Genomic DNA, 13,164 nt, shown 5'->3' with positions numbered 1-13,164 from the left:
GTACTTCGACGACGACATCGCCAAGCTCTACCGACGCGCCCAGGACGAGGACTGACCCAGTTCATCTGCACCCCGCTCACGGCGAAGGGCCGTACTCCGGTAGTGCTTCCGGCCGGGGCTTCCTCGCGCGGCGGGCTACTACGGCATGCAGCGTCCGACGCGGACACCGTTGTACTCCGGCTCTCCGCTTTCGAGCACACGGAGCAAGGAGGCTGTAACGACACGTGTCGTACGCCCGATGCGCATCACGCGGCACGGGAACTCCCCGCGCCGAACGAGGTCGTAGCCCTTGGCCGACTCCAACGCCTTGGAGGCGTTCTCTACGCTCCCTGTTCCGTCCCAGGTGGCACGGAACCGCCGCAGTGGTTCACGCTCGATCAGACCCAGAGCGTTCTGCATGGACTCCCTGTTGTCTGGCGCACCATGTGCTTGCTCGGCTTCTACACCGGACAGCCAAGAGCCGACGCGAAGTCCCGCTCCCACCCCACGTCCTGGAAGCCCTTGAGCGCCACATGCACGGCCTGCCTCCTGATGCGCTCGTCTTCACCACGCTCACCAGAGGCCGTGCTGGACGTTCACTCGGTGACGGCAACTGGCGACGGCAGACCTGGTGGCTGGCAGTGGACAACGCTTACTACGCGCCTGTTCATCTGTCGACGTCGGACCCCTCGGCTCGTGGACTGTTCCAAGTGGATGTGTTGGCCCGCCCAGTGCTACGGCGTGGGGGGCCGCTGCGGGGAGCGGAGTACGAGCAGGGTGATCTCGCTGGGGGCGAAGACGCGGAAGGGCGGGCCCCAGAAGCCGGTGCCACGGCTGGTGTAGAGGTGGGTGCGGGTGCCGTGGTGGCTGAGGCCGGCGAGGGCGGGCTGGTCGATGCGGACCAGGTGGTGGAAGGGCCAGATCTGGCCGCCGTGGGTGTGGCCGGAGAGTTGGAGGTCGATGCCGGCGGCTGCCGCCCGGTCGATGAACTTGGGTTGGTGGGCCAGGAGCAGGACGGGCAGGTCGGGGTCGGCGCCGTGCAGGGCTCCGGCGAGGTGGGCGCGGTGGCCGGCGAGGCCGGAGGACTCGGCGGTGACGTCGTCCACGCCGGCGACCACGAGGGTGTCGCCTCCGCGTTCGAGGAGCAGATGGCGGTTGCGCAGCGGCTCCCAGCCCAGCTCGTCCATCAGGTCGACCCAGCCCTGGGCCTCGCTGTAGTACTCGTGGTTGCCGGTGACGTACACACGGGCTCGGGTGGCGCGCACGGTAGCGAGCGGGGCGGCCTGGGCGCGGCGGCGTTCGGCCGTGCCGTCCGCGATGTCGCCGGTGTGGCAGACCAGGTCGGCTTCCAGGGTGTTGACCGTCTCGCAGACCCGTGCGGACCAGCGGGCGCGGTCGAGTGGGCCGTAGTGGGTGTCGGTGATGAGGACGACGCGGAGGCCGTCCAGCCCGGCACCCAGACGCGGGAGGTGCACGTCGAGTCGGCGCACGCGCGGCACGCGGCGGGCCTCGGCGTACCCCCAGGCGAGCAGTACGGCGGTTGTGCCGAGGACGGCCCAGGTGACGATTCGGGCCCGGTCCTGGCTCTCGCCGACGCCGGCCACGGTCAGGGCGAGCCGCAGCAGGACGCCGAGCAGAACGGACCAGGTGAACAGAACCCAGCTGGAGCCCAGCAGGGTGTCACCGACGATCGCCGCCCGGTCCTGCTGGCGCCGGCCGTGGCCGCGCACCATCGCGAGCGGCATACCGATGAGGCCGAGGGCGAACAGGGCGGTGCCGACCAGCGTGACAGGGAGCGGCCAGTGCTGGCCGCTGTGCAGGAGCACCCAGCAGGGCACGGTCCACAGCAGGACGGGGGCGATCAGGGGGAGGTAGCGCATCAGGCGGTGCAGTCGGCTCTGCCGCGGCGCTTGCACCTCACCCTCGGCGGGCCGGGTGTTGCTGGTATCGGTCACGTTTCCCCTCCCTGACCAGGCTGCCGTCTCGCGCACTGTATCCGGTCGCCCTCGGGCCGTCCGGACCGGCGTTCATGGGAGCGGCCCTTTGGGGCGAAGGGCTCTGTGCGGGATGGCAAGACTCCGCCGCAGACACCTCCCTTGGCATGAGCCGCGACCAGGGCGCTACTGCCCCCGCTTGGTGCTGCCGCCAGCGGAGCACGCGCCGGTGGGACGATGGCCTAAGAGGTCCTGACAAAGCGCCGGACGTGTCGGTAGGTGATGAGGCAGGCGGCGAGCTCGAGGAACGCTTCATGGATGTCGTCCCGTCGCTCCCATCGGACGCGCAGGCGGAAGCCGTGCAGCCAGGCGATCGTCCGTTCGACGACGTACCGGAAGACGCCCAGGCCGGAGCCGTGTGGCTCACCTCGCCTCGCGATCACGGGGCGGTGTCTGGGCCGGCCGACAACCCCGGCGGCAGGCGGGATCTTGTCGAGCAGGGGCAGGAGTTGGGTGACGTCGTTGCGGTTGCCGCCGGTCAGCGGCACCGCGAGCGGGATGCCCTGGGCGTCGGTGAGGACGTGGTGCGCGGTCGACCGGACTGGGACCGCCAGCGACCAGTCCACCTGCTTGGCCGACCGCAGCTTCTTCAGCAGCAGCACATGCAGCTGGTCCCACACCCCGGCCTCGTTCCACGTGGCCGGCCGACGCCAGCAGGTCGTGCCCGAACCGAAGCCCAGCTCCCGCGGCAGGTACTCCCACTGGATGCCGGTGTGCAGCACGAACAGGATCCCGCACAACGCCTGCCGGTCCGGCACCCTCGGCCGTCCCTCGACCAGCTTCGGCCCGGCTCGGGCAGCAACGGCTCGATCAGCGCCCACCGTTCATCCGACACGATCCACGGCTGCGACTGACGTTTCCCCACGGCCAGACCAACGAGCGGACAAGCCAACAGCCACATGATCAACCACTTCTGTCAGGACCTCTGAGACAGCCCGGCGCAAGAGGGCTGCGTTCAACGAAGCTCTCAACACGGCGGTGGAGAAGGGGTACTTCGCGGCTATGCGGCCAGCTGCGGTGATCCATCTTCGGAGTGGACCGACCACGGCGAGGTGCACGAGGCGCACTCGCTCAAGCGTCGCGCGGCAAGTGCGACGCGGCCTGTTCCCATCCATCTTCGCGAGCAGGCGTACCGCCTCATCGAGCAGTCCATGAACGAGTGGCAGCGCGTCAGCCAAGGTGGCGTACCCGAAGGCCGAACCGGGGGTTTGGTCCGTGACTGGTCCGGAAGCACTGGTCAGGAGGGGTACAGCCGTGGGAGGTCGTCTGCTTGTGGTACGCGGCACTCCATGGCACGGATTGTCGAAAATGAATCTTGAGTTCGGGGACGGCTTGGTGTGCGGTGTTCGGCGCGGTCTTGTTGTGCTCCCGTACCAGCGAGGCAGCGGTCTGATCGGCCGGTTGCGGCACCACTGCACAAATGCTCGCCTGCCGAGGTGAGTTCGGATGGCTCGCGAGAAGTACGCCTTGTCGGTCAGGACCGCATCCGGCGGCGTGCTGGTGAGCGCCCACGATCGTGGAGTCGGCGGCGACGACCCGGTCGGGGTCGCCCTCGGCGTCTGCCTGCGCGAGCCCGCGCTGCTCACCGACGAGGTCCGCCGGACAGGCCCTGAGTGCGGCACAGCAGGCAGTGCCGGGACGCCTCCGTGCTGCCGGTGCCGGCAGCCCGGAGAACTTCCGTCATCACAGGTCACAAGGCACGTCTCCCGTCGCCAAGGCACCCGCAGGCGGTCACCGATCCATTGACCCGGCTTCAAATCTCCAGCACAAATTCCACACATCCCTCTCTTCAGACGGGCCCCGATGGTCTAGATTGACCGTGCTTCGCATGCTGGGACACGAGGCGACAAATGATGATCTATGGGTCCGGCGATGCAGACGGCCAGTAGCCGCGTCTCTGGCGCCGGACGTGGGGGTGATCAGTTCTTGGAGCCCGAGAGGGGCTTTGGGTGCGGGGAGCACCCGAGGTTTCGACGGGTTCCCGTGCAGCTCGAGAGTCTGGCCGGACATGCGAGTCCGCTGCGGCCGGGGCGGGTTGTTGAAGTAGCGCTGAAGTAGCCGGGATGTCATGCGCGGGGGCGGGGGCCTCCCGCGGGGAGGAACAGCGCGGCACCCGGGGGGAGGAAGCGTGCGGGGGGCGGGGGCCTCCCGGGGGGAGGAACGGTGTCAGGCGATCACGTCGAACGACTGGGGACCTGGGGGGTTCTGTGCGGCAGGGGGGACTAGTCGGCCCTTTTCCGTCGGCGCGTGGGCGTCTGGCGAACGGGGCAATCAGCCAGCCCGCGAACGACTGGGAGCAGCGGTACCGCCGTATCGTGATCACCAGCGATACCGTGGCCACCGCTGTGGTGGTGGCGGCGATAGGCAACTTCTTCGGGGCCCGGGACGCGGCCAACTGGCACGAGAAGTGGGGGATTCTCGCTTTCGGCACCGAGCTGCTGGTGCTGGGAGCGCTTGCGGTGAGCCGGTCGTGGGCTCCGGCCGTGCTCGGCCAGGGTGCCGAGGAATTCCGCCGGCTCGGACGCGCACTGTTCGCGGCGACCGTCGTACTGGCGCTCGGCGGGATAGCCCTCACCTCGCGCAACATCAAGCTCTGGATCTTCGTCGCGATCCCCGCGATCGCGCTCGTCACCATGACCGCGCGGTATCTGCTCCGCCTCTGGCTGCACAAACAGCGGAAGGAAGGGCGGTGCCTGAGACCGGTGCTCGCTGCCGGAAGCTCGGTCACCGTGCGCGACCTGATCACCCGAACCCGCAAGTTCCCGCACATCGGCTGGCGGGTGGAGGCGGTGTGCACGACGGACGGTCGCGGGCTCGACGGTGACCAACTGGACGGAGTCCCGGTCGTCGGCCGACTGGCGGACGTCGCCAAGCACGTCCGCCACGACGGCTACCGTGTCGTCGCGGTCACACCGGACCCGCACTGGACGCCGGACCGGCTGCAGCGGCTGGCCTGGAACCTCGAAGGCAGCGATGCCGAGATGGTCGTGGCCCCTGTGCTGATGGAGGTGGCCGGCCCGCGGCTGCACGTCGACGCGGTGCTCGGGATCCCGCTGCTGCGGGTCAGCATGCCGACCTTCACCGGGGGCCGCCGGGCGATCAAGGGGGTCGTCGACCGGGTGGGCGCGGCGGTCCTGCTGATGCTGTTCGCGCCGCTGATGGTGTTTGTCGCGCTGCTCGTGCTGGTGGACAGCCGGGGCGGGGCCTTCTACCGCCAGCGCAGGGTGGGCAAGGACGGCCGCGAGTTCACCATTCTCAAATTCCGCACGATGGTCTCCGGGGCGCACGGGGCACGTGCCGAGCTCGCCGACCGCAACGAGGGCGCAGGGCTGCTGTTCAAGGTCCGCCGGGATCCGAGAGTGACCCGGGTGGGAGCAGTACTGCGCCGTTACTCGGTCGACGAACTCCCGCAACTTCTCAACGTACTTACCGGTTCGATGTCGCTCGTCGGTCCACGGCCTCCACTACCGGAGGAGTGCGCCGCGTACGACCCGGACATCCGTCGGCGACTGCTGGTCAAACCCGGGCTCACCGGCCTGTGGCAGATCAGTGGACGCAGCGACCTGCCGTGGGAGGAGGCGGTCCGCCTCGACCTGCGGTACGTGGAGGACTGGTCGCTCGCCCTCGACACGGTGATCTTGTGGAAGACGATGCGTGCGGTGCTCCATGGGCAGGGGGCCTACTGATGCGCGGGGGGCGTCGTCCGGCCGACGCGCGGACCGCAGGCCACAAGGGCCTGACTTGGGGGACCGCAGGCCACAAGGGCCTGCCTGGGGGGAGAGACGGGTCATGAGAGTCAGCGTTTTCGGGCTCGGCTACGTGGGCTGCGTATCGGCCGCGTGCCTGGCCAGCATGGGTCACGAGGTCATCGGGGTGGACGTGAACCAGGTGAAGGTCGACCTGGTCAACGACGGCAAGGCCCCGGTGGTCGAGGAGCGGATCGGCGAGCTCATCGCCGAGGTCGTGCGGACCGGAGCGCTACGCGCCACCGGCGACGTCCGCGAGGCGATCATGGACAGCGAGGTGTCGCTGGTCTGCGTGGGCACGCCGTCGGAGCCCAACGGCAGCCTGTGCACCACGTACTTGGAGCGGGTCACCGAAGAGATCGGCGCAGCGCTGGCCGAGCGGGGTGGGCGGCACACCGTCGTGTTCCGCAGCACCATGCTCCCGGGCACCTGCCTGAACCTGCTGGTACCGATCCTGGAGAAGTACGTCGGCGGCACGGCCGGGGTGGACATCGGGGTCGCGGTCAACCCGGAGTTCCTGCGCGAGGGCACGAGCGTGCGGGACTTCTTCGACCCGCCCAAGACCGTCATCGGCGAGCTCGACCCGGCAAGCGGCGATGCGGTGATGGCGCTGTACGACGGCTTGCCCGGCGAGGTGTTCCGGGTGCCGGTCCCGACGGCCGAGGCGATCAAGTACGCGGACAACGCGTTCCACGGCCTCAAGATCGGTTTCGCGAACGAGCTGGGCGCGGTGTGCCAGGCGCTCGGGGTGGACTCGCACCAGGTGATGGACGTGTTCCTGGCCGACCGCAAGCTGAACATCAGCCCCGCCTATCTGCGGCCCGGCTTCGCCTTCGGTGGCTCCTGCCTGCCCAAGGATTTGCGCAGCCTGGTCCACGCGGCGCAGCGGGCCGACGTCTCGGTGCCCATCCTCGCCCACGTGCTGCCCTCCAACTCCGACCATCTGCAGCGCGCGGTCGAGCTGGTCGAGCACACCGGCAAGCGCCGGGTGGGCCTGTTCGGGTTGTCCTTCAAACCGGGCACCGACGACCTCCGCGAGAGCCCGCTCGTCGAGCTGGCGGAGAGGCTCTTCGGCAAGGGTTACGACCTGCGGATCTACGACGCCAACGTGAGCCTCTCCCGGCTGCTCGGCGCGAACCGCGAGTACATCGAGAACCGGCTGCCGCACCTCGCGCAGCTGCTCGCGGAGTCCGTCGACGAGGTGATCGAGCACGCTGAGGTGTGCCTGGTCGGAACCAGGGACCCGGCCGTGCTGTCGGCGCTGCCCCATGGCGAAGGACCGGTGATCGTCGACCTCATCCGCCTTCCCGACGCCGAGGCGCGCCGGACCGAACCGGGGTACATAGGCCTTGCTTGGTGACGCAACCAGCGGCGACGGGTCGAACCGGCGCGCGCTGATCCTGGTGGAGAACCTGTCGGTGCCGTTCGACCGGCGGGTGTGGCAGGAGTGCACGACGCTGCGCGACGCGGGCTGGACGGTGAACGTCATCTGCCCGCAGGGCACCAAACGCGACACGGAGGCGGAGGCCGAGATCGACGGGGTGCGGATCCACCGTTACCCGTTGCGCGCGGCCACCGGAGGACCGGCCGGCTACCTGAAGGAGTACGGATCGGCGCTGTGGCACACGACCCGGCTGGCCCGCAAGGTCGGCCCGGTCGACGTGGTCCACGCCTGCAACCCGCCCGACCTGCTGTTCCTGCCGGCACTGTGGCTGAAGAGGCACGGCGCGCGATTCGTCTTCGACCAGCACGACCTGGTGCCCGAGCTGTACCTCTCCCGGTTCGACCGGGGCAAGGATCTGCTCTACCGCGGCGTGTGCGCGCTGGAACGGAGGACCTACCGGGCCGCGGACATCGTGCTCGCCACGAACGAGAGCTACCGGGACGTCGCGGTGCGCCGTGGCGGCCGGCGGCCGCAGGACGTGTTCGTGGTGCGCAGCGCACCCCAGATCGACCGGTTCCAACCAGTGCCGCCCGAGCCGGAGTTGAAGCGCGGCAAGCCTCATCTGCTGTGCTATCTCGGTGTCATGGGCCCCCAGGACGGCGTCGACTACGCCCTGCGGGCCCTCGCGAAGCTGCGCGACGAGCTCGGGCGGACCGACTGGCATGCGGTGTTCGTCGGCTCCGGCGACGCCTTCGACGCGATGGTGGAGCTGTCCCGGCAGCTCGGTCTCACGGAGCAGGTGCAGTTCACCGGACGCATTCCGGACGCCGACCTGGTGCGCTACCTGTCCACCGCGGACGTGTGCCTTTCTCCCGACCCGCGCAATCCGCTCAACGACGTGTCGACCATGAACAAGGTCCTGGAGTACATGGCGATGGGCCGGCCGATCGTCTCGTTCGACCTGAAGGAGGCGCGCGTCTCCGCCGGTGACGCCGCCGTCTACGCGCCGGCCAACGACGAGGCCCAATTCGCCGAGCTCGTCGCGCTGCTCCTGGACGATCCGGAGAAGCGGGCCCGGATGGGCAAGATCGGCCAGGAGCGGATCAGCGGGCCGCTCTCCTGGCAGAACTCGCAAGCGTCGCTGCTAGCCGCCTACGCCGCCGCCTGCCGTGACCACACCCCGGTGTCGGCGGGCGACCCGGTCCGCACAAGGAAGAGGCAGCGCAGTTGAGCGAGGACACGATACGCCTGGTCACCATCGGGCGGATATTCCGTCGGCGCTGGCGGCTCCTCGCCGTCCTCGCCGTCGTAGGTGCGCTGGTCGGCTACGGCGCCTCAGTGGTGGTGTTCCCACCGCGTTACACGGCATCGTCACCAGTACTGCTGCCGGGACTGTGGGAGGAGCGCGAGCTGCTCACCCAGGTGGACCTCGCGACCAGTTCGGCGGTGGTCGACCGCGCGGCCGATGCTCTCCACTGGCCCGGCGCCAGCGGCACCGAGCTGCGGGACCAGGTGAGCGCCAAGGCGGCCGACGGGAACATCATCACGATCTCGGGTACGGCCGACACCCCGAAGCGCGCGCAGCAGCTTTCCGACCAGGTGGCCCAGCAATTCGTGCAGTACACCGCGCAGATCGCGGGCAGCGGCACGGACTCCGTAAAAACCACGGCAAACGACGCGCTGCGGAAGCAGGTCGAGGAGACCAACCGCCGCATCAGCGACCTGGCCAAGGCGGCCGACCCCGGTCAGACCGTGGAGAGCGTGCAGGCCCGCACCGCGCTCGAGAACCTGCGCACCTCGCTGGAGGGGGCCATGAAGAAGGTGGACGAGGCCAACCCGGCGACCAACAAGGCAGGCATGGTCGTCATGGGGCCCGCCGCCCCACCGACCGGCGAGACGGCGCCGACGAGGATGCAGCTCATCGTCGGCGGAGCGCTGCTGTTCTTCCTGCTCGCGGTCATCGGCCATCTCGTCGCCGCACGGATGAACCGCCGGCTGCGCACCGAACCCGAGATCGCCGCAGCGCTCGGTTCGACGCTCCTCGGCACCGTCGACGTGGCTGGCGAACGGCGCGCGCACCGGCCGGAAGGCGGGGGCTCACGAGCCCGGATCCGCCGACTCCTCGGCGTCGACACCCCGTGGGACACACCGGCCCCGCAGAAGTCCGGCGACGAGGCCTCCAGGCGGCTCCGCTACCGGCGGGTGTGCACTCGGCTGAGGGACCGACTGCCGGGCGCCCAGCGGCTGTTGGTCGTCGTACCGGACGGCGACGAGATCGCCCGCCGAGCCGCAGGGCAGCTCGTGGCGGAGGCCAAGAGTCCGTCGCTGCGGGTGGTGGAGGTTTCGGTGGACCGGCCGATCGTGCCGGACCGCGACACCGAGTCCGGCGCCCTGGTGGTCCTCAGCGCGGACAGCTGGACCGCCGAGGAGCTCGCCGGCATCGCGGAGGCGTGCGCGGACGGCAGGCACGAGGTGGTCGGCATCGTCGTCGCCGACCTGGTCCAGGACCGCCCCACGCGGTCTGCCGGCCAACTTCCGGACGACGCCACTCTGGCGCTCGCCGTCCGCGGCCACGCGACGGGAGGTTCAGCGTGACGACAAGCACGACTTCGGAGTCGTCGGCCGCCACTCCGCTCATCGACCTGCAGGCGCTGGTGGTGTCGGTGCGCAGGCGCCGCCGCCTCTGGAGCGCCATGGCGCTCCTCGGCCTGCTGGCCGGCGCTGCGGTGGCGGTCCTGATGCCGCCGCCGCCGACCGCGGTGACCAAGGTGCTGGTCGCCCACGCGGAGGACCAGCCGAACGACACCGGAACGCTGATCCGCACCGACGTCCAGCTGCTGCAGACCACGCGGATCGCCGACAAGGCCCTGCAGTCCCTCAAGTCCCCCGAGAAACCTGAGGACTTGATGAAGGACTACCGGGGCGCCGGTCTGACGAACAACCTGCTGCAGATCACCGTGACAGGCGACAGCGACGCACAAGCGGTGGCCCGCGCCAAGGCGCTGGCCGACTCGTTCGTCGCGGACCATGTGCGGCGGATGCAGGACACCGCGCAGGCCGAGGCCAAGGCCCTGCTCGACCAGCGTGACCGCATGCGGGTCGAGCTCGCCCAGGTCAACAAGGAGATAGGAAACCGATCGCCGGACAGCGACCCGAAGGCGTCGGCGAGCATCGAGTCGCTCTTCGCCCGCCGGGCCGAACTCAACTCGCGCATCTCCGACTTCGACCAGCGCGCCGCGGACGCGCGCACCGGCACGCCCCAGGTCATCGCCGGCACGCAGATCGTGGACGCCCCGCGCGCGGTGCGCCAGTCCCTGCCCAAGGCCCTCGTCACCGATGCCGCGGTCGGGCTCGTCCTCGGGCTCTTCCTCGGGCTCGCGCTGGCCGCCGTCGGCACGGTGGTGGCGGACCGCCCCGTGCTGCGCCGGGACATCGCCGCTAACCTGGGCGCCTCCGTCATCGCGGAGCTGCCCCGCCGGTCGGGCAAGCTGTGGCAGCGCCGACGGACCCGGGTGACACGCGAACGGCTCACCGCGACCCTGGCCCGCACCACGGGTGACTCCGCGGAACCGGTGTCGCTGCTGGAACTGGGCTGTGCGCGCAGCACCAGTGTGATCGCCCTGGACCTCGCCAGAGCCTTGGCGGCACAGGGGCCGGTGACCGTCGTCGACGCTCTGCCCGGCGGGCAGCTCGAAGGCCGCAAGAAGCCGGGAGATCCACCCGTGGTCAGCGGCGAGCGTGCCGCCACCCTGTCGCCTCAGGACCGCCGCATCGGCGTCGGCTCGGTGGCGCCCGGCACGGCGTGGACCGACCTCCAGTACCTCGGCACCCAGACCGTGCTCGTCGTGCGTGCCGGGCACGGCAGCGCCGCATGGCTGCACACTGTGGCGCGGCAGCTCGCGGACCAGCGCATCCCGGTGATCGGTGTGGTGCTGATCGACCCTGATCCGCGTGACCGGACCGACGGCACCTTGTGGGACGGGCTGCACACCGCGCTGCGCGGCCGTGCCGAGCGGCTGCCCCGGCAGAACGGCACGAACCAGCCGCGGACGGAGCGGCAGCCGATGTGGGCCGCACACGTTCCGGGTAACGACCAGGAGGCGCGGTAGGACATGTGTGGCATCGCAGGCACTTACCGTTGGCCGGACGGAAAGGTCGTGACCGACCGGCTCACCGACACCCTCGCCCATCGTGGTCCGGACGGGGCGGGCCGGTACGGCCACCCCGTCGGTGACGGCGAAGTGCAGCTCGGGCACCGGCGGCTGGCCATCATCGACCTGTCCGAGACCGGCGCCCAGCCGATGGTCTCGGACGGCCTGGTCCTGACGTACAACGGCGAGCTGTACAACGCGCCCGAGCTGCGTGCCGAGCTGGCCGCCGCCGGGGTGCGCTTCCGCGGCACCTCCGACACCGAGGTGCTCCTCGAGGCCTGGCGGCGCTGGGGCATGGACTGCCTGCCCCGGCTGCGCGGCATGTTCGCGTTCGGGATCTTCGACGAGCGCACCGGTGAACTGGTCCTGGTCCGCGACCAGTTGGGCATCAAGCCGCTATTCCTGCTCCGGCGCGGCCAGGGATTGGTGTTCGCCTCCGAGCTGAAGGCACTCGCCGCCGCGACCGGCGGGAGGCTGGAGGTGGACCACGCGGCGCTGGTGGCCTCGCTCCTGTACTACTGGGTGCCGGACTCACGGTGCGCGTTCCGTGAGGCGGAGAAGCTGCAGCCGGGAAGCTGGCTGAGGTGCCGGCCCGACGGCCGGGTGGAGCGCGGCCGGTTCTGGAACCTGAAGGACGTCGCCGCCGAGGGCCGGGAGCGGGCCCGGGCCGGCGAGCAGCCGGACCTGGCCGCCATCGTCGAGGAGTCGACCCGGCGCCACCTGCTCTCCGACGTACCCGTGGCGACCTTCCTCTCCGGCGGCCTCGACTCCAGCTACCTGACCGCGCTGGCGGCCCGCCACCAACCAGGGATCTCCGCTTACACGATCGGGTTCCGCGCCGAGGACGCCAAGTTCGAGGCGATGCCGGACGACCTGCGCTATGCCCGGCAGGTGGCCGAGCGGTTCGGCGTCGATCTGCACGAGATCGAGATCGCCCCGAACGTGCTCGACCTGCTGGCGCAGATGACGTACCACCTGGACGAGCCGATCGGCGACCCCGCCGCGATCAACACGTACCTGATCTGTACGGCCGCCCGGGAGGCCGGGGTCAAGGTGATGCTCTCGGGCATGGGCGCCGACGAGCTGTTCGCCGGTTACCGCAAGCACCTGGCCAACCTGATCGCGCTGCGCTACCAGCGCGTCCCGCGGCCTCTGCGGCGGGGCCTGTCCGCGGCCGTGGACAGGCTGCCGGTCGCCACGTCCCGCCGGGGGTACCGGTCGGTGCGCTTCGCGAAGCGGTTCCTCTCCTTCGCCGACCTGCCGGAGGAGACCGCCTTCCGGCGCAGCTACACCATGTACGACCAGGACGAGCTGCTCGCCCTTCTCGATCCGGACCTGGCCGGGACGGTCGACGACGTGCTGACCGAACATGCGGACGTCTACCAGGACAACGACCTCGGCGACTTCGTCAACCGCATGTGCCTGACCGATGCCCGGATGTTCCTGCCGGGCCTGAACCTCACGTACACGGACCGGTCGAGCATGGCCGCGTCGACCGAGGTACGGGTGCCGTACGTGGACGTCGAGGTGGTCAAGGCGGCGTTCGCCGTGCCCGGCGATCGCAAGATCGTCGGACGACAGGGCAAGGCCGTCCTCAAGGAGGCGGCCACCTCGATCCTGCCCCGGGAGATCGTGTACCGGCCCAAGGGCCTGTTCAGTGCCCCGCTGCGCGCCTGGATGAGCCGGGATCTGGCACCGCTGGTGCGCGAGGTGGTCAACGACGGCGAGCTCGTCCGTTCCGGGCTGCTGCGCCGCGACGCTCTGGCACGGATGGTCGCCGAGGACGCCGCCGGGCAGCAGGACTTCTCCAAGCATCTGTGGCACGTACTGACCCTCGAGTACTGGTATCGCGACGCGACCTCTGGGTCCGGCCAGAGCACTCGGTTGACGGCTTAGGAATTTCAGAGGAG

At 70.0% G+C, this 13,164-nt stretch carries 7 protein-coding genes and 1 pseudogene; 6 read left to right on the top strand and 2 right to left on the bottom strand.

The window, feature by feature from the left end; genetic code table 11:
- Positions 1 to 713: 713 nt before the first annotated feature.
- Both ACH47Z_RS41430 and ACH47Z_RS41425 read right to left on the bottom strand, forming a co-directional pair.
- Positions 714 to 1,934, bottom strand: coding sequence for a metallophosphoesterase (locus tag ACH47Z_RS41430; protein ID WP_399083932.1), 1,221 nt, complete (start codon positions 1,932 to 1,934; stop codon positions 714 to 716).
- Between the two features lie 221 nt (positions 1,935 to 2,155).
- Positions 2,156 to 2,874, bottom strand: a pseudogene (locus ACH47Z_RS41425) (transposase).
- A 1,306-nt stretch (positions 2,875 to 4,180) separates the two neighbouring features.
- Between ACH47Z_RS41425 and ACH47Z_RS41420 the strand changes: the two are divergent.
- The 6 genes from ACH47Z_RS41420 (at position 4,181) to asnB (ending at position 13,150) form a co-directional block, all read left to right on the top strand.
- Positions 4,181 to 5,659: a sugar transferase gene (locus ACH47Z_RS41420; RefSeq protein WP_399083929.1), complete on the top strand. Its 1,479-nt coding sequence runs from the start codon at positions 4,181 to 4,183 to the stop codon at positions 5,657 to 5,659.
- 103 nt (positions 5,660 to 5,762) lie between these two features.
- Entirely contained in the window at positions 5,763 to 7,079 is a 1,317-nt protein-coding gene (locus ACH47Z_RS41415; RefSeq protein ID WP_399083926.1) for a nucleotide sugar dehydrogenase, read from the top strand.
- Positions 7,069 to 8,334, top strand: coding sequence for a glycosyltransferase family 4 protein (locus ACH47Z_RS41410; RefSeq protein ID WP_399083924.1), 1,266 nt, complete (start codon positions 7,069 to 7,071; stop codon positions 8,332 to 8,334). Before ACH47Z_RS41415 ends, ACH47Z_RS41410 begins: the two co-directional genes overlap by 11 nt.
- Positions 8,331 to 9,698 (top strand): polysaccharide biosynthesis protein, encoded by a 1,368-nt coding sequence (locus ACH47Z_RS41405; protein WP_399083921.1) that lies wholly within the window; start codon positions 8,331 to 8,333, stop codon positions 9,696 to 9,698. The genes ACH47Z_RS41410 and ACH47Z_RS41405 overlap by 4 nt, the downstream gene beginning before the upstream one ends.
- Positions 9,695 to 11,212, top strand: coding sequence for a Wzz/FepE/Etk N-terminal domain-containing protein (locus ACH47Z_RS41400; RefSeq protein WP_399083918.1), 1,518 nt, complete (start codon positions 9,695 to 9,697; stop codon positions 11,210 to 11,212). Before ACH47Z_RS41405 ends, ACH47Z_RS41400 begins: the two co-directional genes overlap by 4 nt.
- A 3-nt stretch (positions 11,213 to 11,215) precedes the next feature.
- Positions 11,216 to 13,150 carry an asparagine synthase (glutamine-hydrolyzing) gene (asnB, locus tag ACH47Z_RS41395; protein ID WP_399083915.1) on the top strand — a complete coding sequence of 645 codons (1,935 nt, stop codon included), beginning with the start codon at positions 11,216 to 11,218 and terminating at the stop codon, positions 13,148 to 13,150.
- Positions 13,151 to 13,164: the final 14 nt, after the last annotated feature.

The sequence above is a fragment of the Streptomyces sp. NPDC020192 genome (assembly GCF_044388685.1).
Taxonomy (GTDB): Bacteria; Actinomycetota; Actinomycetes; order Streptomycetales; family Streptomycetaceae; genus Streptomyces.
Note: the sequence above shows the minus strand (reverse complement) of the source record. Positions and strands in the feature narration are given on the sequence as shown.